The sequence below is a fragment of the Pseudomonas sp. H3_E07 genome (genome assembly GCF_054668895.1).
The window spans coordinates 5,326,814-5,351,922 of record NZ_CP162795.1; the positions used below are offsets into that span (position 1 = coordinate 5,326,814).

Consider the following 25,109-nt stretch of genomic DNA (forward strand, 5'->3'; position numbering starts at 1 on the left):
GCTGCATTCATCAGCAGGTCCAAGACCGTGCAGCAAGTTGTGGCTAAAGTGCTGCGTATTCATACCACCGAGGTGGAAAACGCTTACGCCGCCTGCGGCTGAACCTGCAACGCGCCCTCTACCTCCTTGACCAACCCACTGGCCAAAAACAGCGGTGCCAGGCGTTTATGCAGTTGCGGTTCAACAAACTCCTTCACGGTGTCCAGCGCCAGTACACCGCTCAACGGCAACTCGGCCTTGGTGTACGACAACCAGGCTTTCTTCAGCGCCTGCAGCACATCGCTGCCCGCCGTGGATGCGAAGCGGCGTTGGGTGGGTTTGCCGTCGAAGGTGAAGGTGTGCTGGAACTCATAGCCGGTTTCATCACCTTGGCTGGTCGTGCAGCGGATGCAGCTGCACGGGCCGTCGCCGAAGGCGCTGCGCAGGTAGGCGTTGAAGTCCACCACGGGTTTGAGTGACAGGCGCTTATCCACCTCGAACAGGTCCCCGGTCATTTTTTCGTCAGTGTTCAACGTCCATTTCCTCGCAGGTTCGGCAGTTTTTCAAAGCGCGGCACAATACCAGCCGAGCGGGTGTTTGTGGGTGATTTGCATAACAATAGATCCCGATATTCTTTTCCTGTCTTAAAAATCGCCGCTAGGCTCCATCACCTTTTTAAAAACGCGGCAGACTCCTATGACTTTCAAGCGTTCTTCCCTGGCCCTGCTGGCGGTTGCGACAGCGTTGATCAGTATCGGCGCCCAGGCCGAAGGCAAGATCAGCATCGCCCAGCAATTCGGCATCGGCTACCTGATCCTCGACGTGGTGCGCGACCAGAACCTGATCGAAAAGCACGGCAAGGAACAGGGCCTGGACATCAAGGTGGAGTGGAGCAGCATTTCCGGCGCCACCGCGATGAACGAGTCGCTGCTGGCCGGTGCGCTGGATGTGGTCTCTGCCGGTGTGCCGCCGATGCTGACCCTGTGGGATCGCACCAAGGGCAAGCAGAACGTCAAGGCCATCGCCTCCCTCGGCTCGATGCCCAACTACCTGCTGACCAACAACCCCAACGTGAAGACCCTCAAGGATTTCACCGAAAACGACCGCATTGCCGTGCCAGCCGCCGGCGTGGGCTTCCAGTCGCGCACGCTGCAGATCGAGACCGCCAAGCAGTTCGGCGATGCCCACTACAAGAAATTCGACGACATCTCCATCAGCCTGGCGCACCCCGACGCGACCGCCGCGTTGATTGCCGGCGGTTCGGAGATCAACTCACACTTCTCCAGCCCGCCGTTCCAGTATCAGGAATTGCTCAATCCGAATGTGCACAGGGTGCTCAGTTCCTACGACATCCTGGGCGGTCCGGCGACGTTCAACGTGCTCTACACCACGCAGAAATTTCATGACGAAAACCCCAAGACTTACAAGGCGTTCTATGACGCGCTGGCCGAGGCCGAGAAGATCATAAAGGCCGACAAACCGGCTGCGGCCAAGGCATACATCCGCGTAGAACAGTCGAAACTGCCGTTGGACCTGGTGGAGCAGATCGTCCAGGACCCGGAAATCGACTTCACCATCGTGCCGCAGCGCACCTACCTCTATGCCGAGAAATTGCAAGCGCTGGGGGTGCTGAAAAACAAGGCTGCCAGTTGGAAAGACTACTTCTTCGAAGAAGCCCATGGTGGCGATGGCAGCTGATATCCGCGAAGGGCGTGCCACGGCGGGCATGGCGAATAGCTGTGGCGCCAGGCAATTGTGGCGAAGGCCTGCCTAGCGGAAGAACTCCCCTGGCGTCGCCTCGAACTGCTGGCGAAACGCATTGATAAACGCCGAGGTGGATTCATACCCACAGGCCAGCGCCACATCCGTCACGCGCTCGCCCTGCTCCAGGGCGGGCAGGGCAGTCAGCAATCGCAAACGCTGGCGCCACGCCCGAAAGGTCAGCCCGGTATCACTCAGAAACAACCGGCTGAGGGTCTTCTCGCTCACGCCCAGCTTCTGGCTCCACTGACTCAATGTGGTTTGCTGTTCCGGGCGCAGGTTCAAGCTGCGGTAGATGTGGCGCAAACGCGGGTCCAGGGGCAGTGGTAGCATCAGGTCCACCTGAGGCGCCGCCGCCAGTTGGTCCAGCACCACCTGGGCCAAGCGCCCATCCGGCCCATCCTCGGCATACTCCACCGGAAGTTCGCTGAAGCTGCGGATCAATTCCCGCAGCAAACTGCTCACCTCCAGCACATGACAGCGTTCGACCGCCCAGGCGGTGACGCTGCAATCCAGGTACAAGCTGCGCATTTCCGTGTGGGGCGAACTGAACACGCGGTGCGGCACACCTGCCGGGATCCACACCGCACGCTGAGGCGGTGCGACGAAGCGGCCGACGCTGGTCTGGATCTCCAGCACCCCGGAAATCGCGTAGGACAATTGCACCCACGGGTGGCTGTGCCGGCGGGTCAGCGCACGATTGGGCAAGGATTCGGTGCGCCCGTACACCGGCCGCGGCAGGCTGGAAAGCCCAGGCACACTGCGGCGGACGGTCTTGTCATGTCCTTTAGGCGGCATTTAGTGGCTCATTGGCGTTAGTCGGTAACAAGGCGTTACGTTAGAGTCGCGACGACGCTCTTGGCAACCCCCGGAAGATCCTGCTTATGACTCGCCCCCGTTTTCTGCCTGACAACTTCACCCTGACCCTGATCGCCACGGTGATCCTCGCTTCCCTGCTGCCCGCCAGCGGCCAGACTGCCGTGGCCTTCGGCTGGGTCACCAACCTGGCGATTGCGTTGCTGTTCTTCCTGCACGGCGCCAAGCTGTCGCGCCAGGCCATCGTCGCCGGTGCCGGCCACTGGCGCCTGCATCTGCTGGTGTTCAGCCTGACCTTTGTGCTGTTTCCACTGCTGGGCCTGGCGCTCAAGCCGCTGCTGTCGCCGCTGATTGGTAAAGACCTGTACATGGGCATGCTTTACCTCTGTGCCTTGCCGGCCACGGTGCAATCGGCGATTGCCTTCACCTCCCTGGCGCGGGGCAATATCCCGGCGGCGATTTGCAGTGCGGCGGCGTCCAGCCTGTTCGGGATCTTCCTTACGCCGTTGCTGGTGACGCTGCTGCTCAACGTACACGGCGAGGGTGGGTCTACCGTCGACGCGATCCTGAAAATCAGCGTGCAATTGCTGTGGCCGTTCATCGCCGGGCAGATCGCCCGTCGTTGGATCGGCGAATGGGTTGGCCGCAATAAATCCTGGCTGAAGTTCGTCGACCAGGGTTCGATCCTGCTGGTGGTGTACGGCGCCTTCAGCGAAGCGGTCAACGAAGGCATCTGGCATCAGATCCCGCTATGGGAACTGGGCGGACTGGTGGTGGCGTGCTGCGTGTTGCTGGCCTTGGTGCTGGTGGCCTCGACCGTGCTGGGCAAGGCCTTCGGCTTCAACCAGGAAGACCGCATCACCATTCTGTTCTGCGGTTCGAAGAAGAGCCTGGCGACGGGCGTGCCAATGGCCCAAGTGTTGTTCGCCGGAGCGACCATGGGCGTGCTGATCCTGCCGCTGATGCTGTTCCACCAGATCCAGCTGATGGTCTGCGCGGCGCTGGCACAGCGTTATGCCAAACGTGCGGAAAGCATTCCGGAAATGATGGGGCAGGTGGATCCTTGAACTACGTCACAGCGTTTGCCGAATAAACTCAAGTAAGCGGCGGGCCCGACGACTACCTTCTTAACCACCCAAGAAGGAGCGTCGACATGAACGTTAAGCGTTTTTCACTGATGACCGGCGTTCTTGCGGTATGGGCGGGGGCTTGCATGGCGGGATCCTCTGGCGTCATTCAGTTTCACGGCAGTGTTGTCGAGCCCAGTTGTCATGCGGCGTCGCTGGGTGGGTCGACGCTGGAACTCAAGGGCTGCCCGCAGGCCCTGCGTAGCAGCCATTTCGAGGTGCGGCCGGTGCGCACGGTGAAGGCAGTGGGCAACGCGCAGGCTGACGTCAAGTTAGTGGCCGACAGCAATGATGGGCGCTATTACGACCAGCGGTATGTACTGGTGGATGCCCTCGGCAAACCCATTCAATCGGGGGCCTACGTGGTTACCCTGACCGCGCCGTGACGCCACCGAGGTTGTTTTGAGCTGGATCGGCGTCAACAGCCGCGCCAGAAACCTATAGAATGCTCGGCGGCGGCGCTTGTCCTGGGTGGCCGCTTGATCACCGTCAGAGTACCGCGCCGTTCAATGAGCCTTTCAGCCGCAACGCCCCAAGCCAATTGGCAACCGGTCATCGCCCTCGCGTTGGCCGCCTTTGTGTTCAACACCACCGAATTCGTGCCCGTCGGGCTGCTCAGCGCCATCGGCGCCAGCTTCGACATGCCTGTGTCCAGCGTCGGGTTGATGCTCACCATCTACGCCTGGATCGTGTCGCTGACCTCGCTGCCGGTCATGCTGCTGACCCGTAACGTTGAACGGCGCAAACTGCTGATCGTGCTTTTTTGCATGTTTATCGTCAGTCACATCCTTTCCAGCGTCGCTACCAGCTTTGGCATCCTGATGCTCAGTCGCATCGGCATCGCCTTGTCCCATGCCTTGTTCTGGTCGATCACCGCATCGCTGGCCGTTCGCCTGGCACCGGAAGGCAAGCAGGTGCAAGCCCTCGGCCTGCTGGCTACCGGTACTTCCCTGGCGATGGTGCTGGGTATTCCGCTGGGCCGCCTGCTCGGCGAAGCCATGGGCTGGCGCACGACGTTCCTGGTGATTGGCGCCTTCGCCGCTGCCCTGGTGTTCTGGCTGGCGCGCACCTTGCCGCTGCTGCCGAGCCAGAACTCCGGCTCCTTGCGCAGCCTGCCGCTGTTGTTCAAGCGCCCGGCGCTGGTGGCGTTGTACGTGCTCACCGCCATGACCGTGACCGCGCAATTCACCGCCTACAGCTACATCGAGCCCTTCGTCGAAGGCGTCGCCGGCATGAGCGGCAGCGCGGTGACCCTGATCCTGCTGGTGTTCGGCGGCGCCGGCATCATCGGCTCGCTGTTGTTCAGCCTGGTGCACCGCTTCAACCCGCATGTGTTCGTGGTCGGCGCGGTATTCATTCTCGCCGCGTGCCTGGCGCTGCTGCTGCCGTTGAGCGGTGCAGAATCCTACCTGGTGGTGCTGAGTGTGTTCTGGGGCATGGCGATCATGGGCTTCGGCCTGGCGATGCAATCCAAAGTGCTGGTGCTGGCCCCGGATGCCACCGACGTGGCCATGGCGATGTTCTCCGGCATCTACAACATCGGCATCGGCGGCGGCGCCCTGGTGGGCAGTTGGGTCGGCAGCCAGTTCGGCTTCGCCTGGATCGGCGCGGCGGGCGGGTTGCTGGCGGCGCTGGCGTTGATTGGGTATTGCCTGGCGATCCGCCGGTTTGGGCAGGGTGTGGCGCGAGCCTGAGTCAAACTCCCGCGCCACCGTCAATGCATTCAACGCATGCATCGGGCCATTGTGAATGGCCCTCAACAGCGCTTTGGCCGGCCCTGTCGGTTCCCTCCAGACGTTAAACGTTCAAAAGCAGTAATCCAGACAAGTCTTACACAGCAATTTGATACCCATTGCTACCGTCGCCCAAGACCGCCCACGGCCTGTGGTGACGGCACTTGAACAGCAATGGAGTCGATTGTGCAAAAGCGTTTGACCGCCGAGTTTATCGGTACTTTCTGGCTGACGTTCGGCGGCTGTGGCAGCGCCATCCTGGCGGCGGCTTTCCCGGAACTGGGCATTGGGTTTGTCGGCGTTTCGCTGGCGTTCGGGCTCACGGTGCTGACCATGGCCTATGCGGTAGGCGGAATATCCGGTGGGCATTTCAACCCGGCCGTCACTCTTGGCTTGTGGGCGGGTCGCCGTGTAGCGGCCGGTGAAGTGCTGCCGTACATCGCGGCGCAGGTTGCCGGTGCGATTGGCGCTTCTGCGGCGTTATACCTGATTGCCAACGGGCAGCCGGATTTTGCAATAGGTGGCTTTGCCGCCAACGGTTATGGCCCATTGAGCCCTGGCCTCTTTGACATGAAGGCCGCGCTGCTTGCGGAATGCATCGCCACGTTCTTTTTCTTGTTCATCATCATGCGCGTGACCTCGTCGGGCGCTGTGCCTGGCTTTGCACCCATTGCGATTGGCCTGGCGCTGACCTTGATTCACCTGGTGCTGATCCCGGTGACCAATACTTCGGTGAACCCTGCACGCAGCACCGGGCCGGCGTTGTTTGCCGGGGGCGAGTACCTTGCGCAGCTTTGGCTGTTCTGGCTGGCGCCGATGGTCGGCGGGGTGATGGGAGCGTTGGCGGCGCGTTCGTTGGGTGAGCGCGACAAATCAGCGGGTCCGCCGCAGCCAGCGCCACCGTGCGATCAGCGGCGGGTGGGTAGATCCACACCGTGTTGATCTGACCGCTTGAGGTCCTTGGCTTCCTGGCCAACCAGCTTCATCTGGCGGTCCCAACCTTCGGTGAACACGGCGCCCCAGGCGCCGAGGTCGAGGCAGGTCACGTATTTGGGCTGGCTGTAGGTCATCGGCGCGACGCGCAACCGTTGGCTGATGCCGTTTTTGGCCAACCTGCTGCAACGCCCGGTGGTGCGCAGCCTGTCACCGGAGGTCTCGGCGCTGGGCGCGGCGCATCTGGCGGGAAGGGCGTTGGGGGTGCGCGACAGCCAACCACTCTCCAACTGTTGCGCCGCGGTCCACCTGTGGGAGCTGGCTTGCCTGCGATAGCGGTAGATCAGCAATGGGCAAAGCGGCCGACCCACCGCTTTCGCCACCGGATCTATCCTTGTTCCGCCCTCAAGGTTTCCAGGTCTGTACATCCTTGGCGTCCACGGCCTTGGGCAATAAGCCCGCCTTGAAGAAGGCATCGGCGATTTTCTGCTGTTCGCCCAATTGATCGATCTTCACTGGCTGCACTTGATAGCTGCGGTGCGCATTGGCTGCTTCAACCGTCGCTACATCCAGGTTGCCCCACAGCGGGCCAAGTACTTTGGCCGCGTCTTGCGGGTGGGTTTTCACCCACTGGCCGGTCTTTTCCAGTTGTGCGTACACCACTTTCAACACGTCCGGGTGGGCCTTGGCGTACGGCGTGCCGGTGAGGTAGTAGCGCTTGTAGCTGGCCAGCCCCGCGCCGTCCGCCAGGGTACGTGTTGGCAGTTGGCGCTGCACGCTGGTGAGGAAGGGTTCCCAGGTGACCCACGCGTCCACCTTGTCGTTCTCGAACGCTGCGCGACCGTCGGCGGGGGACAGGTAGGCCGGTGTGATATCCGAAAATTCCAGGCCCGTCTGGGCCAACGCGGCAATCAACAAGTAGTGGGTGCCCGCCGCCTTGGTCACGGCGATTTTCTTGCCTTTGAGGTCCGCCAGTTGCTGGATCGGCGAGTCCTTGCGCACCACGATGGCCTGGGCTGAAGGCGAGGGGGCTTCCTGGGCGAAGTAGGTGAGCTTGGCCTGCGCAGCCTGGGCGAAGAGCGGCACGGTGTCGGCCACGTCGGCACTGATGTCGACGTTGCCCACGTTCAACGCTTCGAGCAGGGGCAGGCCACTGGGGAACTCATGCCAGCTCACGTCGATGTTGTCGGCCTTGAGGGCTTTTTCCAGGGTGCCCTGGGTTTTCAGCAGGGTGATCAGGGTCGAGGATTTCTGGTAACCGATGCGCACAGTTTCCTGGGCCTCGGCGCTGACCGCAACGGAGAAGGCCAGCAACCCTACTACCGCAGCGAGGGGACGACGTATGGACATGGCATGCTCGATTTTTGACGAAACAGTATTGAGCTTAAAGTTCTAAAAACTATTCGTTAAATACTTTTTCGATCTGAACTTAGGACGCTTTTTCCACCTGCCTATGAATTGAGCATAACCATAGAATTATAAGATTCTTTCATCATTTCCAATCATTAATATAATCGAATCAACTTTGCTGCCAGGCCTTAAGCGGTTTTTTGGCATATGCAGTTCTCTTCATTTCTTCCTCGCCAAGGCCTCCCATGACGTTCAAAAAACTAATCGTCGCCGCCAGCCTGCTGTTCGCCGCGACCGCGGCCCATGCCGAGCAAACCCTGGACATCAGCTATCAGCGCTCATCCACCCTGTGGATCCTGCTCAAGCAAAATGGCCACTTGGAGCAGCGCCTCAAGCCCCTGGGTTTCACGGTGAACTGGCACGAGTTCAGCACTGGCTTGCTCAGCTCGCTGAACGCCGGCAGCGTCGACCTGCACGCCGACGTGGCCGACGCCTTTGCGCTGTTCACCCAGGCTGCCGATGCACCGTTGACCTACTACGCCCAGGAAAACTCATCGTCGAGTGCCCAGGCGATCATCGTCCAGGATCAATCGCCGATCCACAGCATCGCCGACCTCAAGGGCAAGACCGTCGCCGTGTCCAAGGGCTCTGGCAGCCATTACCTGCTGATATCCGCGCTGAGAAAAGCTGGCTTGACCCTGGCCGATATTACCCCGCGCTACCTGGAAGCCCCGGACGGCGGCGCCGCCTTCGCCAATGGCAGCGTGGACGCCTGGGTGATCTGGGACCCGTTCCTCGCCACCCAACAGCTGGATCACCACGTGCGTGTCATCGCCGACGGCAAGGACGGCCTGGCCGACTACAACCGTTTCTACTTGGCGACCACGCGATTCGCCAAGGCCCACCCGGACGTGTTGCAGGTGACCTTCGATACCCTGCGCGAGACCGGCCAATGGGCGAAGGCCCATCCCAAGGAAGCTGCCGAGATCCTCGGCCCGCTGTGGGGCAATATCGCCCCGGCTACAGTGGAGCGCGCCAATAGCCGCCGCAGCTACGACATCATCCCGGTGAAGGTGGAAAACCTCTCCGAGCAACAGCGCATCGCCGACACCTACTACGCCGCCAAGTTGATTCCCAAGCCGTTGAAGGTCAGCGCCATCACCGTGTGGACACCCAAGCCATGAGCCGCCAAATCCATTTATCCGCGTTTTTGTTGAGTGGGCCGGTGGTGCACAGCCATGCGGTGTGGCGCCACCCCGAAACCGTTGGCAATTACCTCGATCCCGAGTACTACGCGCGGGTCGCCAAGGTGGTGGAGGAGGGGCTGTTCGACTTCCTGTTCTTCGCCGATCGCCTGGCCGTGGGTGATCAGATGGGCGGCTCCCGCGAGTTCGCCTTGCGCTACGGCGCCCAGGACGCCACGCGCCTGGACCCGTTGCCGATCCTCTCTTACCTGGTCGGCAAGACCAGTAAGCTGGGCCTGGGCGCGACGCGTTCCACCACCTATTACGAACCGGCGCACATCGCCCGTGAATTCGCCACCCTCGACCACCTGTCCAAGGGGCGGGCGGCGTGGAATATCGTCACCTCGATGAACGACAGCGAAGGGCGTCTGTTCGGCAAGGACAAGCACCTTGAACACGACCTGCGGTATGACCGCGCCGATGAGTTTGTCGAAGTCGCACTGAAGCTCTGGAACAGCTGGGGCAACGGCGCGCTGAAGCTGGATCGCGAAAGCGGCGTGCTGGCGGACCCGGAGTTGATCCGTTCGGTGCAGCATCAGGGCGAGTGGTTCAGGGTTGAAGGCCCGTTGAATATTCCGCGCACGCCCCAGGGTCGGCCGGTGCTGATTCAGGCCGGTTCTTCCGGGCGTGGCCGGCGCTTTGGCGCGCGTTGGGCCGAGGCGATTTTCACGATTCATCCGCACTTGGCGGCCATGCGTGCGTTTCGCGATGACGTGCGTGCGCAGGTGGTGCAGCAAGGCCGTGAGGCTGACAGTTGCAAGGTGCTGACGGCGGTGATGCCGTTCATTGGTGGCAGCGAAGCGCAAGCCCGCGCCAAGCGCGATCAACACAACGCGCTGGCACGGCCGGAGCTGGGGCTGGTGACCCTGGCGTCGCAGCTGAATGTAGACCTGTCGCCATTCCCGCTTTGCGCGACGCTGGCCGAGATCGCCCAGTCGCCGCTGATCCACCCGGCCGCCGCTGAAAAGCTGTTGATGCAAGGGCCGGAAACCACCCTCGAACAGCTCGGGCGCATCTTCGCCAGCAGCGTGCGCGTACCGCAATTAGTAGGCACGGGCGCGCAAGTGGCCGAGCAGTTGGCCGAGCTGTTCGAACAGGGCGGTTGCGACGGGTTTGTGATCTCTCCGGGGTATTTGCCGGGTTCGTTCACCGAGTTTGTCGAGAGCGTGATCCCGCATTTGCAGCGCAAGGGGCTGTTCCGCACCGCTTACGAAGGGTCGACGTTGCGTGAGCACCTGGGCCTCTCCGAGCTTACTGGCTGAAACGCAAAGCTCGCTCCTACACACCGCACTACCGCACATAAAGGGATTCTTCTGTGGCTATATTCGATCATTTGACCCGCCGCCGCCTGCTCGGCCTGGCCGGCATCACTGTGGCCAGCCTGTCGCTGCCACGCTTGGGCGTTGCCGCCGACGAACATGCCGGTCACAACACTGCCCAGGAGCCCGCAGGCACCGGTGAGTTCATCCGCCTCGACGCACCGCGCAAGCTGAAACTGGCGGTCAACCTCAACGCCGTGTGCCTGGCGCCAGTGGTGATCGCCCATGGCCAGGGGTTTTTCACAAAGCACAATCTGGACGTAGAGCTGGTCAACTTCGGCAACTCCACCGAAGTGCTGCTGGAGGCCATCGCCACCGGTAAAGCTGACGCGGGCGTGGGCATGGCGTTGCGTTGGCTCAAGGCGCTGGAGCAGGGTTTCGATGTGAAGCTCACCGCCGGCACCCACGGCGGCTGCCTGCGTTTGCTCAGTGCCGTGAACGGCGCTGTGGCCAAGCTGGAGGACCTCAAGGGCAAGGCCATCGGTGTGACCGACATGGCCAGCCCGGATCGTAATTTCTTCTCGATCCTGCTGAAAAAACACGGTGTGGACCCGGTGCGCGATGTGGAGTGGCGCCTGTATCCCGCCGACTTGCTGGGCACTGCGCTGGAGCGTGGCGAAGTGCAGGCAGTGAGCGGCAGTGACCCGTTCATGTACCGCCTGATCAAGTCTGGCGTGGCGCGTGAACTGTCTACCAATCTGGTAGAGGAATACGCCAACCTCAGCTGCTGCGTGGTCGGCGTCACCGGCAAACTGGTGCGTGAAGACAAGCGCGTGGTCGCGGCCTTGACCCAGGCGATCCTCGAAGCCCACGACTATTCCGTGCAGCACCCGGAAGAAGTTGCCAAAGGCTTCCAGGCCCATGCATTGAATACGTCGATAGAGGAAGTGCAGGCGATCCTCCACGACCACACCCACGGTCACCACGCGGTGGGCGCGGCATTGACCAGGGAAATCCTCACCTACGTCACCGACTTGAAAACCGTCGAAGTGATCAGCAAGAGCACTGACCCGGTGGAGTTTGCCAAGGAGATCACCGCCGATGTCTTCAGCTGATGCGACAACCCTGAACCCGTCCCTGGCGTTCAAAGTCCGGTGGCAAGGCGTGGCGGTGGTTGGGGCCTGGCTGGCCGTCGCGCTGCTGATCAGCTTCTGGCCCAACGCGACGCGTAATTGGCCGATGACCCAAGGCCTGGCCAACCTGTGTGTGGGTATTGCGGGGCTGTACGTCGTGTTGAGCCTGTTGGGGCGCACGGTATCCAAGCTTGGCCAGCGCTTGCGCAATGCCGGTCCTTGGCTGATCGCCTTACCGGTGCTGCTCGGGGGCTGGGAGCTGTTGACCGCCAAACTGGCACTGTTGCCGGTGCCGTTTTTTGCGCCGCCCCAGGCGTTGCTGGCGGTGTATATCGAAGACTACGCGCGCCTGGCCGACAGCCTGTTGCACTCGGCATTGCTGCTAGGCTCGGGCGTGGCGCTGGGGACGATCACCGGGTTTATCGCCGGGGTGGCGATCGGGTGGTCCACGCGCATCGGTTACTGGCTGCACCCGGTGTTGCGCATCCTCGGGCCGGTGCCGTCCACGGCGTTGTTGCCGCTGTGCTTTTTTCTGTTTCCCAGCAGTTGGAGTGCCAGTGTATTTCTGATCGCCCTGGCCACCTGGTTTCCGGTCACGGTGCTGACCTGGTCTGGCGTGGCGAGTGTGGACAAAGCCTATTACGACGTAGCCCGTACCCTTGGTGCCAAGCAGGCTTTTCTGATTTTCAAGGTGGCGATTCCCGCAGCGTTGCCGCATGTATTCGTCGGCCTGTTCATGGGCCTGGGGGCGTCGTTTTCGACCCTGGTGGTGGCAGAAATGATGGGCGTCAAATCCGGCATCGGCTGGTACCTGCAATGGGCCCAGGGCTGGGCCGCCTACGCCAATATGTACGCCGCCTTGCTGATCATGGCGCTCGCTTGTTCGGGGTTGATCACCGGGTTGTTCCTGGTGCGTGACCGGTTGTTGGCCTGGCAGAAAGGATCGATGAAATGGTAGCCCTGGCACACGCAGTATCGGCGTCGGAAAGTCTGGCGCTGCGGATAGAAAACCTCAGCCATGGTTTTGCCCTGGACGGCCAGCATCTGCCGGTGCTGGAGCGGGTTTCGTTGGACGTGGCGCCGGGCGAGTTCGTGGCGTTGCTCGGGCCTTCGGGGTGCGGCAAGTCAACCTTGCTGCGCCTGGTAGCCGGCCTGGAGCCCGCGGACTCCGGCCGCTTGCTGGCCGACGGTGACGCGATCACCGGTCCGGACCCCAGCCGTGTGGTGGTGTTCCAGGACCCGACGCTCTACCCGTGGCGCCGTGTATGGGACAACGTCGCTGTTGGCCTGGAAGCCCAGGGCCTGCTTAAGACCCATGCGGCCAAGGTTGATGAAGCCCTGGAAAAAGTCGGCCTCAGCCAGTTCGCCCGCGCCTATCCCCGGCAGTTGTCGGGTGGCATGGCGCAGCGAGTGGCTTTGGCCCGTGCACTGGTCAATCAACCACGCCTGCTGATCCTCGATGAGCCGTTGGGCAAGCTCGACTCCCTGACCCGTATCACCCTGCAAAAGGAGCTGATCGACTTGTGGCAGCGCCAGGGCTATACGGCTTTGTTGGTGACTCACGATGTGGAAGAAGCCTTGCTGCTGGCCAATCGCGTGATTGTCTTCAGCGATCGCCCCGCCAGGATCCAGGCACAACTGACGATCGACCGCGCGTACCCCCGGCACCGCGACGATCCTTACCTGGTGGACCTGCGACGGCAGATTCTGGGCCTGCTGGGGTTGGGTGAAAACTGGTAGCCGACGGCGCTACTGTGTAGGCCCTACCTGTGCGCATCGAAGCGCGGCAAAAGATCGGCAAGGCGGTGCAGGGGGCAGCCGCGACCTGCATTAATCACAGGCGAAAAAAAACCGGCTGATCAGGCCGGTTTGGGGTTCCCGCCAGCAGCGCGGGGTTAAACGTTGTTGCCTTGCAAGCGATCAGCACCGCCTTCAGCCAGGCCACGTTCCTGCAGACGATCAGCACCGCCTTCAGCCAGGCCGCGTTCCTGCAGACGATCAGCCCCGCCTTCAGCCAGGCCACGTTCCTGCAGACGATCAGCCCCGCCTTCCGCCAGGCCACGTTCTTGCAGACGATCAGCACCACCTTCGGCGATACGACGTTCCAGCAGGCGGTCCGAACCGTTTTCGGCAACGCGGTTACCTTGCAGGCGGTCCGAGCCACCCTCTGCGACACGATTTTCGATCAGGCGATCCGAGCCGCCTTCAGCAACGACAGGGTGAGCAAATGCGTTTGCAGCGAGTACCGAGAAAGCGAGGCTAAGCAAGATTTGGCGTTTCATGAGGGTGTGCTCCGAGTGTTTTAGTTGGGTTGTTGCTGGTATGGGGTTGATGTTACGCGTTGCATTTTTTAAGAGAACTTCATTGGGCTGATGGTGACTATCGACGTCAGCGATGGCTCGTTCCGCCGAGCCATCGCAGGGCCGGTCAAGGCATCTGCGGCAGTTCCTGCGGGCGCAGGTCGAACACCAGCACCTCGGCGTCTTCGCCGTGGCCCAGGCGGATCTGCCGTTCATCCCGCACACGGGCACCGTCGCCTTCCTGCAAGCGTTGGCCGTTGACTTCAACGCTGCCTCGGGCCACATGGATGTACACATGCCGATCGGGCGCCAGGTCCAAGGTTGCGGCCTCGTCGCCGTTGAACAGCCCGGCGTACACCTGTGCGTCCTGGCGCACGCTGAGGGAGCCATCGCTGCCGTCCGGCGAGATGATCAACTGCAGGCGCCCACGTTTCTGCGCCTCGCTGAAGTGCTCCTGCTGATAGCGCGGTTCGGCGCCGGCTTGATTCGGCACGATCCAGATCTGCAGGAAGTGCACACCACGGGTCTGGCTGTGGTTGAACTCGCTGTGGGCCACGCCGCTGCCGGCACTCATCAGTTGCACATCACCTGGGCGGATCACCGAGCCCGTGCCCAGGGTGTCTTTGTGTTCCAGCGCGCCTTCCAGCACATAGGAGAAGATCTCCATGTCGCGGTGCGGGTGCTGGCCGAAACCTTTGCCGGCCGCGACGCGGTCATCGTTGATCACCAGCAGGTCGGAAAAGCCTTGTTCTTTCGGGTTCCAGTAGTTGGCGAACGAGAAGGTGTGGAACGACTTCAACCAACCGTGATTGGCGGCGCCGCGTTCGGAAGCTTTGCGAAGGGTCAGCATGGTTTTGTCCTCAAGTGGGAGCGGGCTGCGACATGCAGGGCTCCGGCGTTGAGAAGAAGGTTAATGGTTACTGAAACATTCATTAAGAAGATGAAAACTGAATAACTGTCTCTCGTGAGTTGACAGTGGTGGACGTGCCATAATGCCGTCCGCACTCCTTGACGATGGATCCTCCCCGATATGAAAACCGTGGCCATGGCGCTGTTTCCGGACTTCCTCCTGCTCGACATGGCCGGGCCGCTGGAAGTATTTTCGATTGCCAATCGCTACCTGCCGGCGGCGGAGCACTACCGGATCCTCACCCTCGGCACCGAGCCCGGCCCGCTGCGTGCCTCCAATGGCGTAGCGGTGCAGACTGATCTGTTACTGGACCAGGCCCAGGACGCCTATGACCTGTTGCTGGTGCCCGGTGGTCCCGGTGCCTACAACGAATGCCACCCCGCGTTGCTGCCCTGGCTCAAGGCAGCAGCCCCGCGGGCGCGGCGCTTCGGTTCTATCTGCACCGGGGCCTTTGTGCTTGGGCATGCCGGACTGCTGGACAATCACCGCGTGACCACCCATTGGCACTACACCGAGCGGCTGATCAAGGCGTTCCCCAAGGCTATTGTCGAAACTGATCGTATCTATTTGCAGGACGGTCGCTTGATCACCTCGGGCGGCGTTACGGCCGGTATCGACCTGGCACTGTCGGTGGTGGCCCAGGACCACGGCAAGCAAGTCGCGGTGGACGTGGCCAAGGTGCTGCTGGTGGTGATGAAGCGCCAGGGCGGGCAAGCCCAGTTCAGCCCGATGACGGCGGCGGTTGCGCCTCAAGAAACCGCGATTACCCGTGTGCAGAACCATGTGCTCGAACATCTGTGCGAACCCTTCACCATCGAGTCCATGGGCGCGTTGGCTGGCATGAGTGCGCGGCATTTTGCGCGGCTGTTCGCCAAGGAGGTGCAGATGACGCCCATGGCGTTCCTGCAAGGCGCGCGCATCGACCGCGCCCGGCAGTTGCTGGAAACCACTGACCTGCCGCTCAAGACCGTGGCGTTCCACGCAGGCTTCGGCAGCGTGCGGCATATGCGCTTTTTGTTCAGCGAGAAACTGGGCCTGAACCCGACCCAATACCGACAACAGTTCAGTTAACGACAGAATGTCCGTGTTGCGCACCCGAATGTCCGTGTCGCTCCCCGTGCCAGCATTGTCCTGCCATCCCCAGGTGGCAAGATAGCGTCAGGCCCATGGAAAAGGATGCGCAGACGCCCAAGGCCGGGCGTTTCAGCGCTTTTACACGCATGAATAACCCTCAGGCGATTGACATTAATGGCACGCAGCGCTTCGGCGCTTATGTCTTTCACCGGCAACAGCGGCGGGTCAGCAAGGCTGGCTGGCCGGTGCCCTTGGGGGGACGTGCGCTGGATATCCTCACGGTGTTGCTAGAAACACCCGGGCAATTTATCAGCAAGGCGACGTTGATCGAGCGGGTCTGGCCGAACAGCGTGGTGGAGGAGAACAACCTGCGCGTGCACATCGCAGCACTGCGCCGTGCCCTCGATGGGCAGCGCTATATCCTCAACGACCCCCAGCGTGGCTATTGCTTCGCAGTCAAGCTGCAGGGAGGGCTGCCAGCCACGTTGCCCCGCCACAATCTGAGCGCACGGCTCAGCGCGGTGATGGGCTGCGAGGCATTGCTGGGTGTACTGGTGCGGCGTCTGTCCGGGCTGCAGTTGATGACGCTCACCGGCTGCGCCGGCGTCGGCAAGAGCACCCTGGCCCTGGCGTTGGCCGAACGCGTATTGCCGCGCTACCGGGATGGCGTGTGGTGGGTCGACCTGGCCACCGTCGAGGCGCCGGTGGCCATGCTGCGCCACTTGGCCACGGCATTGCATCTGGAGCCCATCGCCAGTGCCACCGAGCTGGGCCATCAATTGGCCTCCCGCCAGCTCTTGCTGGTGCTGGATGGCGCCGACCTGCTGCTGGGCGCGTGCCGGCACCTGGTGCGGGTGCTGCGCGAAAAAGCGCCCCAGGTCAGCGTGCTGGTCAGCAGCCGTGAAGCCCTGCATGTCGCGGGCGAGTGGGTGCAACGCGTGCCCCGGTTGGCAGTGCCTGCACCGTCGGCGCTGGGCAGTGTTGAGCAGGCGATGGCGTATCCGGCCGTGCAGTTGTTTGCGGCGCGGGCAAGCGCCGGTCAGCAGGGGTTTGTGCTGCGGCCCCAGGACCTGGCGCCGCTGCGCGATATCTGCCGGCGCCTTGATGGCATCCCACTGGCCCTTGAACTGGCCGCCGCCCAGGTCGATGCGCTCGGCGTGCGCGGCTTGCAGCAGCAACTGAGCAAAGGCTTGCAGGTGCTGACCCGCGGCCGGCGTACGGCGGTGGAACGCCATCAATCCCTGACTGCCGCCCTGGACTGGACCTACCAACGCCTGAGCCTGCCGGAGCGCTGGCTGTTCCTGCAGTTGAGTTTGTTCAAGATGGCCGTGACCTTGCCCACCTTGAGCAAGCTGGTCAGCGGGACTGAATTGGAGCACGCTGACCTGTCGTACCTGCTGGGGCGCTTGGTTGATACCTCGCTGCTAAGCCTTGAACCTGGCCCGGGCCTTGCGCGCTACCGCCTGCTCAACTGCGTGCGCAGCTATGCCCTGGCGCAGCTGCGTGACCCGGAGCAGGTGGCGCGCTTGCAGCAGGGTTATGGGCATTACCTGGGGCCGTTTTCAGGCCGGCCGTTTGTCCTGCAACTCGTCGAGCAGGCGGCGTACGCGGACTAGGTCAGGGGTGGCAAAACCTTCAGTGAACCGCGCGTAAATCGAGCTCAGCAAGTCCCGTGCAGCCTCTAGACGGCCTTGGGACTGCCACACACCCGCCAGTGACGTTGCACAGCGCAATTCCCAGGCCAGCGCGCCTTGCTGGTGCGCCAGGCCCAGGGCCTCCAGCAACAGTGCTTCGGCTGCGTGGGCATCGGTCATGCTTTCGGCGTGTACCCGCAGGATTTCCGGGGTGCACCAGCCCGCGTCGCCGGCGCGGGCACGGTCGAACCCGGGCGCGTCCACGGCGTGGGAACCCAGCGTGACAAGGATGTCCTCGATCAACCCCAGGCCTTGCAGGTCCTTGTGCCCGAGGATTCCCGCGTAGTGGCCTGCCCAGGTCTTGAATAACTGCACCGAATGCTTGTGGGCGTGTTCCAACAGCAAAGCCTGCAGGGTCTGGGCGGCGTCTTCGTCACCGTTGTAGCGGGCGATGACCACGCCCGCCAGGGCCAGGGTGTAACAGATTGAGGTGCCATGATTGATCTGCTGCGCCAACCCCAGCGCTTGGCTGGCGGTGCGCCAGGCTTGCTCGGGAAAGCCTTGCAACCACAGGATTCGCGCCAGCACCGTGAGTGAGGCGACGCTCTGGTCGTATTGCACACCGATGCCGTGGGCAAACCGGTTGAGGTGGCCACTGTGCGTCATGCGTTGGATCACTTGCTCGGCATTGTGCCGGGCGAGTGCCTGGTTGCCGTTGTAGTGCTGGGCCAGTACGCGCAAGCGCTGGGCGCTGATGTCCAGTTGCGGGTCGGTGCGTGGGTCGAGACGGTCGAACTGCAGACTGTGCGCCAGTGCCTGGCGATACTGGCCAGCACACAGGTTCACCGCCATATGCCCGGAAACCGCACGCAATTGCCCTGGGACATCTTCGCTCGCGTCGGCCAAACGCCGTGCACTGACAAACGCGGCAATGGTCTGCGGGGCACCGCCCATGGCGTGATAGGACAGGCTGCCCAGCGCCAACTGCAGTTGCATCGTCAAACGGGGGCAGGGCGAGACGGCCTGGTCCATCAACGCCAGCGCCTTGTCCACGTACAAGCGGTGTTCCCTGAGCAACGACAACTCTTGCCACAGTGGCATTGCGCTGACCGTCAAGCGGATCGCCAGCAGGTGTTCGCCCTCCTGCGCGAGCCCCCAGTCGAGGGCCGAGCGGATATCTTCACGCAGCGGTGCATAGCGGTCGATCCAGGCTTGAGTGGCGACCGACTCCCAATCCTCGCGCGCCTGTTCCATCAGCGCCAGGCAGCGCTCGACGTGGCGGTCGCGGGTGGCGTCCAGCTCTTGGGCAACGCTAAGCTTTTCCAGGGCGTAGGTGCGGGTGATGTCCAGCAGGCGATAGACCATCTCGTCATCACCGGCTTCTACATTGAGCAACGACTTGGCAACCAATTGCGTGATCGAGGCCAGCACCTCGGTCGGCGCGACCTGTCCCCCGGCAATCACCGCCGCCGCGCTGGCCAGGCTGAACCCGCCGCGAAACACGGCCAGGCGACGCAGGCAGATCTGCTCGCAGGCCGTGAGCAGTTCAAAGCTCCAGTCCAGCGTGGCCCGCAGGGTTTGATGGCGGGGCAGGGCACTGCGCCGACCGCGGGTCAGCAAACGGAAGTTGTCCTCCATTTGCACCAGTAGACCTGGCAAGCCAAAGCGTTCGATCTGCGCCGCCACCAACTCGATCGCCAGGGGAATGCCGTCCAGGCGCTGGCAGATATCGATCGCCAGCGGCAGTTCGGCGTCGCTCAGTTCAAAGCTGTCCTGGTGGGACATGGCCCGTTCGATCAACAATTGCAGGGCCGGATAGCCCAACGCCTGGGCGCGGTTGCCGGTGGCTGGCGGGCAAGCCAGGGGCTCCAGGCGCTGCACGTACTCACCTTCGGCGCGCAGTGCCTCGCGGCTGGTCGCCAGGATATGCAGCCTCGGCGCGTGGCGTAGCAGGGTTTCGCTGATCAGGGCGATGTCGTCCAGCAGGTGCTCGCAGTTATCGATCACCAGCAGCACCTGGCGTTCCTGCAGGCTGCGGGCGAACGCGACCAGGGGCTCATGCTCAGTGTGGGTGAGGTCGAGCAGCGCTGCGAGGTTGGGCAAGATCATCGACGGCGCACTCAGCGGCGCCAGGTCCAGAAAACGTATGCCGTCGCGGTAATGCCCGATCAGCAGTTCCGCCACCCGCAGCGCGACAGTGGTCTTGCCGATCCCGCCGGCGCCGGTGAGGGTGATAAAGCGCTGTTCGGGCAGTTGCTGCACCAGGCTGTCGATCAGGGCCTGGCGCCCGAGCATCCGGGTACGGCGCAGCGGCAGGTTGTGGCACGTGCCTTGCGGGGCGCCCTCGGTGGGTAGCGTCATCGGTTCGATGCTCAGTGGCGCAACAAAACTGTAGCCGCGCTGGGCGACGGTCACGATATAGCGCTGCCCGGCCTGGCCATCGCCCAAGGCCTTGCGCAACGCCGCCATATGCACCCGCAGGTTGCCGTCTTCCACCACACTTTTGGGCCAGACGCGGGCGATCAATTCCTGCTTGCTCACGACATTGCCGGCCTGTTCGAGCAGGATCAGCAGGATCTCCACTGCGCGCCGCCCCAGGCGCAACGGGCGACCGGCCTCCAGCACCAGGCGCTGGCGCGGGTGGATGCGATAGGGGCCGAAATGCACAGCCTGGTCGCTGAGGTCACTCATGGAAGGCCATGCTCGAAAAGGACAGAGCGGCCAGCATATTCCAGGTAAGCACCGACCACTAGGCTGCGATCACTTGAGGCTTATGGCGTAAGTAGCGATTTCGCCAGGTCATGGGATTGACGCCTTCGCTGCGGGTGAACATATGGCAAAAGTGCGCTTGGTCGCAAAACCCGCATTCCAGGCTGATTTGCGTCAGGCTCAGGGATGAACTGGTGATCAGTTCCTTGGCCCGTTGGATGCGCTGTTGACGGATCCACTCCTGCGGCGACAACCCGGTGGTGCACTTGAACGCACGGGAGAAATGGCTGCGTGACAACGCGCAGGCCTGGGCCAGGTCGGCAATGGCCAGGCTTTCGCCGAGGTTGGCCAGGATCAGTTGCTTGGCGATGCGCTCGCGCCGAGGGCACAGGCCTCCGGTGGCGGACAGACGAGGGGCATATTGCTCGAGTCGGGCCATGACAAATATCCGCAGTCGATGGGAGCGTTCCCGGTGGATGGATGCAGTGTAGACGGGGCCCATCTTGTTGCCGGACCATCCGGCTGACGAGTTAATCGTTGTTAATTTCGCCAGGTGCCGAGCTGGAAAAGACAGCACAGGCATGCAATGCAGGGCGCTTTTCCCATGCTTATCTGTAGGCTTGCCAACCGTTTGGACATGCCCCTATGAACCGCAACGACCTGCGCCGCGTCGACATGAACCTGCTGGTGATTTTCGAAGCGTTGATGTTCGAGAAGAACCTGACCCGTGTCGCCGAAAAGCTTTTTATGGGGCAGCCGGCGGTGAGTGCGGCCTTGGGGCGTCTGCGCGATCTGTTCGACGACCCGTTGCTGCTGCGTAACGGGCGGGGCATGGAACCCACGCCACGCGCCGTGGCGATACTCAAGGAGTTGCAACCGGCCATGGACACTATTTCCGGCGCCGTCAGCCGTGCCAAGGATTTCGACCCTTCTACCAGTTGTGCGGTGTTCCGCATCGGCCTCTCGGACGACGCTGAATTTGGCCTGTTCCCACCCCTGCTTAGTCAACTGCGCGAGGAGGCCCCAGGGATAATCGTGGTGGTTCGCCGGGCTAATTACCTCTTGATGTCGTCGTTGCTGGCCAGTGGGGAGATCACGGTAGGGGTGAGCTACACCACCGAGTTGCCGGCGAATGCCAAGCGCAAGAAACTGCGGGACATTCCGTGCAAGGTCTTGCGTGGGGATGACGGTGCTGCACCGCTGACCTTGGATGACTACTGTGAGCGCCCCCATGCGATGGTGTCGTTTTCCGGGGATTTGAGCGGCAACATTGACCTGGACCTTGCGCGCATCGGCCGGGCGCGGCGGGTGGTGTTGGCCGTGCCGCAGTTCAGCGGGTTGCGGGCGCTGCTGGCGGGCACCCAGATTATCGCGACGGTGCCCGATTATGCGGCGTGTGCGTTGACCGAAGGCACCGCCTTGCGCGCGGAGGACCCGCCGTTCGCCATCGACGCGGCGGAGTTGTCGATGGTGTGGAGTGGGGTGCATGACAATGATCCGGCGGAACGCTGGTTGCGGGCGCGGATTGGGGAGCATATGGCGCGGGTGGTTTGATCTTTTGAGTCCATATCCATTTCTGCGGTAACGACTGCTATTGGTTCCGCCCTTGCGCACGCTCCAAAGCCTGCGTTCGGTCAGCGTGTTTTACGGGGGCGCCGAAGATCAAAAACCAAAGCGCGGCAGTCTTATAGCCGACCGGTATTGTGTGATCGAACTCGGTCAAAAACTGTGGGAGCGGGCTTGCTCGCGAATGCGGTGGGTCAGTTACAGATATATCAACTGACCCACCGCATTCGCGAGCAAGCCCGCTCCCACATTTGGGTCTGCCTATATCAGCCGATATCTTGCTGCTCTTGATCTGGCTGTTGATCGTGATCTCGGGCAACCCCACCAAACAGCACGTACATCCAATTTTCCCCACCGCACCCCCGGCAAACTCCCCCTCATCGCTGAAACATCAAGGCAGAGGGACATCCCATGGACCCAGCAGCAAAACCCGGCCCCGACGAAGTCGTCACCCTCGTCGTCAAACACCTGATCAAACAAGGCCATGAAGCCGACTACGAAGCCTGGCTACGCCGCATCGTGCGCATCGCCGGCGACCGTCCTGGCCACCTCGGTGTCGACGTAGTGCGCAGCAAGCAGGGCAAACTGGCACTGTTCACCTGCATATTGCGCTACCGCTCCACCGACGACCTTGAAACCTGGCTCGACTCTCCCGAACGCAAGACCTTGATCGCCGAAGCCACTCCGATGCTGGCCGAAGGCGACAACACCGAAATCGGCGCGGTTAACGAATTCTGGTTCAACCCCGAATCTGAAAACGCCGCCAAGCCGCCGCGTTGGAAACAGGCGGTGGTCACCTTGTGCGTCATCCTGCCGCTGACCCTGCTGGTACCCATCGTGTGGGGCCCGGTATTGCGCCTGCACCCGTTCCTGTCCAACTACGTGGTCGCCACGTTCCTGGTCACCGTGACTATCGTTGTGCTGGTGGTCTACCTGTTGATGCCGGCGGCCACCCGCCTGTTCGCTCCCTGGCTTGAAGCCTCTGTAAAGGAAACCCTATGAACGCCGATCTGATTCTGTTCAATGGCCAGTTCCACACTGTGGACCGTGAAAACCCACGCGCCACTGCCGTCGCGATCCGCGAGGGGCGCTTTGTCGCCGTGGGCAGTGACGGTGAAGCCATGGCCCTGCGCGGCAGTGGTACCCAGGTCATCGACCTCAAGGGCCGTACCGTCATCCCCGGCCTCAATGACTCCCACTTGCACCTGATCCGTGGCGGCTTGAACTACAACCTCGAACTGCGTTGGGAAGGCGTGCCGTCCCTGGCCGATGCCCTGCGTATGCTCAAGGACCAGGCCGACCGTACGCCAACCCCGCAGTGGGTGCGCGTGGTGGGGGGGTGGAACGAGTTCCAGTTCGCCGAAAAACGCATGCCGACCCTCGAAGAGTTGAACCAGGCAGCGCCCGATACGCCGGTGTTCGTGCTGCACCTGTATGACCGCGCCTTGCTCAACCGTGCTGCGCTGCGCGTGGCCGGCTACACCAAGGACACGCCAAACCCGCCGGGTGGCGAGATCGTGCGTGACAGCCACGGCAACCCTACCGGCATGCTGGTGGCCCGTCCCAACGCGATGATCCTGTATTCGACGCTCGCCAAAGGCCCGAAACTGCCGCTGGAATACCAGGTCAACTCGACTCGCCAGTTCATGCGTGAACTCAATCGCCTGGGCCTGACCAGCGCCATCGATGCCGGCGGCGGTTTCCAGAATTATCCGGACGATTACGCAGTGATCGAGCAACTGGCCAAGGACGAACAGTTGACGGTGCGTATCGCCTACAACCTGTTCACCCAGAAGCCCAAGGAAGAACTCAGCGACTTCAAGCAGTGGACCGGCAGCGTCACCCTGCACCAGGGCGATGACTACCTGCGCCACAACGGCGCGGGCGAGATGCTGGTGTTCTCGGCGGCGGACTTTGAAGACTTCCTTGAGCCACGCCCGGATTTGCCGTTGAGCATGGAGCAGGAGCTGGAGCCGGTGGTACGCCACCTGGTGGAGCAGCGTTGGCCGTTCCGCCTGCACGCGACCTATGACGAATCCATCTCGCGCATGCTCGACGTGTTCGAGAAGGTCAACCGCGACATCCCGTTCAACGGCTTGCCGTGGTTCTTCGACCACGCCGAAACCATCACCCCGAAAAATATCGAGCGTGTGCGCGCCCTCGGCGGGGGGATCGCGATCCAGGACCGCATGGCATTCCAGGGCGAGTACTTTGTCGAGCGCTACGGCGCCAAGGCCGCCGAAGCCACGCCGCCGATCAAGCGCATGCTCGCCGAAGGCGTGCCGGTCGGGGCGGGTACTGATGCCACGCGGGTGTCGAGCTACAACCCGTGGACTTCGTTGTACTGGATGGTCAGCGGCCGCACCGTCGGTGGCCTGGAACTGCACGCCGAGGGCCTGCCGCGCCTCACCGCGTTGGAGCTGTTCACCCATGGCAGCGCCTGGTTCTCGTCCGAGCAGGGCAAGAAGGGCCAGATCAAGGTCGGGCAGTTGGCCGACGTGGCGGCACTGTCGGCGGACTTCTTCAGCGTCGACGAAGAGGCCATCAAGTGGATCGAGTCGGTACTGACCGTGGTCGGTGGCAAGGTGGTCTACGGCGCCGGTGACTTCGAAGATTACGCACCGCCGCGCGTTCCGGTGCTGCCGGACTGGTCGCCGGTGGTCAAGGTGCCAGGGCACTGGCGCCCAAGCTCGCCCTTGCAGGCTCAGGTGCACCAATGCAGCGGCCCGTGCGGCGTGCATTCCCATAGCCATGAAAAGGCGCGCCTTTCCAGTGTGCCGGTCAGCGACTTCCAGGGTTTCTGGGGGGCGTTTGGCTGCTCGTGCTTTGCCTTCTGAATTCCATACATCCCTAAAGGAGTTACCCCATGCCTTACTCGCGCTTGAACAAAGATGACGCCGTGGTCCTGTTGGTCGATCACCAGACCGGCCTGATTTCTCTGGTACAGGACTTCTCCCCGAACGAATTCAAGAACAACGTGCTGGCGTTGGCTGACGTCGCCAAATTCTTCAACCTGCCGACCATCCTGACCACCAGTTTTGAAAGCGGTCCCAACGGTCCACTGGTTCCAGAGCTCAAAGCCCTGTTCCCGGACGCCCCGTACATCGCCCGCCCTGGCCAGATCAACGCCTGGGACAACGAAGATTTCGTCAAGGCGGTCAAGGCGACCGGCCGCAAGCAGATCATCATTGCCGGCGTGGTGACGGATGTGTGCGTCGCGTTCCCGACCCTGTGTGCCCTCGATGAAGGCTTTGAGGTGTTCGTGGTCACCGATGCCTCCGGTACCTTCAACGAAACCGTGCAACAAGCTGCCTGGGCGCGCATGACGGCCGCCGGTGCGCAACTGGTGAACTGGTTCGCCGTGGCCTGCGAGCTGCAAGTGGACTGGCGCAACGACATGGAAGGCCTGGCCAACCTGCTGTCGCCGCGCATTCCCAACTACCGCAACCTGATGAACAGCTACTCGGCGTTCACTGCCAAGTAACTAGCCTTCAAGGATGTAGGTAATTCCCTGTGGGAGGGGGCTTGCTCCCGAATGCAGTGTGTCAGTCCCAGCATCTGTGACTGACCCACTGCATTCG

24 protein-coding genes and 2 pseudogenes are annotated in these 25,109 nt (G+C 62.3%); 17 read left to right on the top strand and 9 right to left on the bottom strand.

The window, feature by feature from the left end:
* Positions 1-83 precede the first annotated feature (83 nt).
* Positions 84-512: a hypothetical protein gene (locus tag AB4O08_RS24715; RefSeq protein WP_205517800.1), complete on the bottom strand. Its 429-nt coding sequence runs from the start codon at positions 510-512 to the stop codon at positions 84-86.
* A 163-nt stretch (positions 513-675) separates the two neighbouring features.
* Between AB4O08_RS24715 and AB4O08_RS24720 the strand changes: the two genes are divergently transcribed.
* Positions 676-1,677 carry an ABC transporter substrate-binding protein gene (locus tag AB4O08_RS24720; RefSeq protein WP_460114445.1) on the top strand — a complete coding sequence of 334 codons (1,002 nt, stop codon included), beginning with the start codon at positions 676-678 and terminating at the stop codon, positions 1,675-1,677.
* A gap of 72 nt (positions 1,678-1,749) precedes the next feature.
* On the opposite strand, the gene AB4O08_RS24725 is transcribed toward AB4O08_RS24720, so the two are convergent.
* Complete coding sequence (locus AB4O08_RS24725; RefSeq protein WP_010209679.1) at positions 1,750-2,538, bottom strand: AraC family transcriptional regulator; 789 nt, start codon at positions 2,536-2,538, stop codon at positions 1,750-1,752.
* 86 nt (positions 2,539-2,624) lie between these two features.
* Between AB4O08_RS24725 and AB4O08_RS24730 the strand changes: the two genes are divergently transcribed.
* From AB4O08_RS24730 to AB4O08_RS24740, 3 genes are all read left to right on the top strand, one after another.
* Positions 2,625-3,623, top strand: a complete 999-nt coding sequence (locus AB4O08_RS24730; protein WP_460114446.1) for a bile acid:sodium symporter family protein — start codon at positions 2,625-2,627, stop codon at positions 3,621-3,623.
* 86 nt (positions 3,624-3,709) lie between these two features.
* Positions 3,710-4,069 (top strand): type 1 fimbrial protein, encoded by a 360-nt coding sequence (locus tag AB4O08_RS24735; RefSeq protein ID WP_460114447.1) that lies wholly within the window; start codon positions 3,710-3,712, stop codon positions 4,067-4,069.
* A 123-nt stretch (positions 4,070-4,192) separates the two neighbouring features.
* Complete coding sequence (locus tag AB4O08_RS24740) at positions 4,193-5,377, top strand: sugar transporter (protein WP_010209683.1); 1,185 nt, start codon at positions 4,193-4,195, stop codon at positions 5,375-5,377.
* Positions 5,378-5,398: 21 nt separating this feature from the next.
* Here AB4O08_RS24740 and AB4O08_RS24745 read toward each other — a convergent pair.
* Positions 5,399-5,473 (bottom strand): annotated as a pseudogene (locus AB4O08_RS24745) (transcriptional regulator); the annotation flags it as partial.
* Positions 5,474-5,590: 117 nt separating this feature from the next.
* On the opposite strand from AB4O08_RS24745, the gene aqpZ reads away from it, so the two are divergent.
* Positions 5,591-6,358: an aquaporin Z gene (aqpZ, locus tag AB4O08_RS24750; protein ID WP_010209685.1), complete on the top strand. Its 768-nt coding sequence runs from the start codon at positions 5,591-5,593 to the stop codon at positions 6,356-6,358.
* On the opposite strand, the pseudogene AB4O08_RS24755 reads toward aqpZ, so the two are convergent.
* A pseudogene (locus AB4O08_RS24755) lies at positions 6,288-6,501 on the bottom strand (NAD(P)/FAD-dependent oxidoreductase); the annotation flags it as partial. The gene aqpZ and the pseudogene AB4O08_RS24755 sit on opposite strands and share 71 nt — an antisense overlap.
* 10 nt (positions 6,502-6,511) lie before the next feature.
* Between AB4O08_RS24755 and AB4O08_RS24760 the strand changes: the two are divergent.
* Positions 6,512-6,685, top strand: a complete 174-nt coding sequence (locus AB4O08_RS24760) for a hypothetical protein (RefSeq protein ID WP_316250889.1) — start codon at positions 6,512-6,514, stop codon at positions 6,683-6,685.
* A gap of 69 nt (positions 6,686-6,754) precedes the next feature.
* Here the strand turns inward: AB4O08_RS24760 and AB4O08_RS24765 are convergent, their stop codons facing one another.
* Entirely contained in the window at positions 6,755-7,699 is a 945-nt protein-coding gene (locus AB4O08_RS24765) for an aliphatic sulfonate ABC transporter substrate-binding protein (protein WP_460114448.1), read from the bottom strand.
* A 245-nt stretch (positions 7,700-7,944) separates the two neighbouring features.
* Between AB4O08_RS24765 and AB4O08_RS24770 the strand changes: the two genes are divergently transcribed.
* The 5 genes from AB4O08_RS24770 to AB4O08_RS24790 are packed head-to-tail and all read left to right on the top strand — an operon-like array spanning position 7,945 to position 13,075.
* Entirely contained in the window at positions 7,945-8,883 is a 939-nt protein-coding gene (locus tag AB4O08_RS24770) for an aliphatic sulfonate ABC transporter substrate-binding protein (RefSeq protein WP_460114449.1), read from the top strand.
* Positions 8,880-10,205 (top strand): LLM class flavin-dependent oxidoreductase, encoded by a 1,326-nt coding sequence (locus AB4O08_RS24775; protein ID WP_460114450.1) that lies wholly within the window; start codon positions 8,880-8,882, stop codon positions 10,203-10,205. Before AB4O08_RS24770 ends, AB4O08_RS24775 begins: the two co-directional genes overlap by 4 nt.
* Before the next feature lie 53 nt (positions 10,206-10,258).
* On the top strand, positions 10,259-11,317 hold the full coding sequence (locus tag AB4O08_RS24780) for an ABC transporter substrate-binding protein (RefSeq protein ID WP_042572167.1): 1,059 nt from the start codon (positions 10,259-10,261) through the stop codon (positions 11,315-11,317).
* A complete protein-coding gene (locus AB4O08_RS24785) occupies positions 11,304-12,293 on the top strand; it encodes an ABC transporter permease (RefSeq protein ID WP_045791946.1) in 990 nt (329 codons plus the stop codon). The genes AB4O08_RS24780 and AB4O08_RS24785 overlap by 14 nt, the downstream gene beginning before the upstream one ends.
* Positions 12,287-13,075 (top strand): ABC transporter ATP-binding protein, encoded by a 789-nt coding sequence (locus tag AB4O08_RS24790; protein WP_460114451.1) that lies wholly within the window; start codon positions 12,287-12,289, stop codon positions 13,073-13,075. The genes AB4O08_RS24785 and AB4O08_RS24790 overlap by 7 nt, the downstream gene beginning before the upstream one ends.
* A 155-nt stretch (positions 13,076-13,230) precedes the next feature.
* Here the strand turns inward: AB4O08_RS24790 and AB4O08_RS24795 are convergent, their stop codons facing one another.
* Together AB4O08_RS24795 and AB4O08_RS24800 are read right to left on the bottom strand one after the other, a co-directional pair.
* The gene (locus AB4O08_RS24795; protein ID WP_010209701.1) at positions 13,231-13,617 is read right to left on the bottom strand and encodes a hypothetical protein; all 387 of its coding nucleotides are present in this window, start codon (positions 13,615-13,617) and stop codon (positions 13,231-13,233) included.
* Positions 13,618-13,762: 145 nt separating this feature from the next.
* A complete protein-coding gene (locus tag AB4O08_RS24800) occupies positions 13,763-14,485 on the bottom strand; it encodes a pirin family protein (protein WP_350488045.1) in 723 nt (240 codons plus the stop codon).
* A gap of 180 nt (positions 14,486-14,665) precedes the next feature.
* Between AB4O08_RS24800 and AB4O08_RS24805 the strand changes: the two genes are divergently transcribed.
* Together AB4O08_RS24805 and AB4O08_RS24810 are read left to right on the top strand one after the other, a co-directional pair.
* Complete coding sequence (locus AB4O08_RS24805; RefSeq protein ID WP_460114452.1) at positions 14,666-15,616, top strand: GlxA family transcriptional regulator; 951 nt, start codon at positions 14,666-14,668, stop codon at positions 15,614-15,616.
* Between the two features lie 95 nt (positions 15,617-15,711).
* A complete protein-coding gene (locus AB4O08_RS24810; protein ID WP_460114453.1) occupies positions 15,712-17,235 on the top strand; it encodes a winged helix-turn-helix domain-containing protein in 1,524 nt (507 codons plus the stop codon).
* Here the strand turns inward: AB4O08_RS24810 and AB4O08_RS24815 are convergent.
* Both AB4O08_RS24815 and AB4O08_RS24820 read right to left on the bottom strand, forming a co-directional pair.
* Positions 17,182-19,944, bottom strand: coding sequence for an ATP-binding protein (locus AB4O08_RS24815; RefSeq protein WP_252959656.1), 2,763 nt, complete (start codon positions 19,942-19,944; stop codon positions 17,182-17,184). The genes AB4O08_RS24810 and AB4O08_RS24815 overlap by 54 nt on opposite strands.
* Positions 19,945-20,002: 58 nt before the next feature.
* Positions 20,003-20,401 (bottom strand): helix-turn-helix domain-containing protein, encoded by a 399-nt coding sequence (locus AB4O08_RS24820; RefSeq protein WP_010209711.1) that lies wholly within the window; start codon positions 20,399-20,401, stop codon positions 20,003-20,005.
* Between the two features lie 206 nt (positions 20,402-20,607).
* Here AB4O08_RS24820 and AB4O08_RS24825 point away from each other — a divergent pair, with 206 nt between their 5' ends.
* The 4 genes from AB4O08_RS24825 to ycaC all read left to right on the top strand — a co-directional run bounded on the left by AB4O08_RS24825 (position 20,608) and on the right by ycaC (position 25,012).
* On the top strand, positions 20,608-21,516 hold the full coding sequence (locus AB4O08_RS24825; RefSeq protein WP_010209712.1) for a LysR family transcriptional regulator: 909 nt from the start codon (positions 20,608-20,610) through the stop codon (positions 21,514-21,516).
* 423 nt (positions 21,517-21,939) lie between these two features.
* Complete coding sequence (locus tag AB4O08_RS24830) at positions 21,940-22,530, top strand: antibiotic biosynthesis monooxygenase (RefSeq protein WP_010209713.1); 591 nt, start codon at positions 21,940-21,942, stop codon at positions 22,528-22,530.
* Entirely contained in the window at positions 22,527-24,365 is a 1,839-nt protein-coding gene (locus AB4O08_RS24835; protein ID WP_010209714.1) for an amidohydrolase, read from the top strand. The genes AB4O08_RS24830 and AB4O08_RS24835 overlap by 4 nt, the downstream gene beginning before the upstream one ends.
* A gap of 29 nt (positions 24,366-24,394) precedes the next feature.
* The gene (gene ycaC / locus AB4O08_RS24840) at positions 24,395-25,012 is read left to right on the top strand and encodes an isochorismate family cysteine hydrolase YcaC (protein ID WP_010209715.1); all 618 of its coding nucleotides are present in this window, start codon (positions 24,395-24,397) and stop codon (positions 25,010-25,012) included.
* The last annotated feature ends 97 nt before the right edge of the window (positions 25,013-25,109 follow it).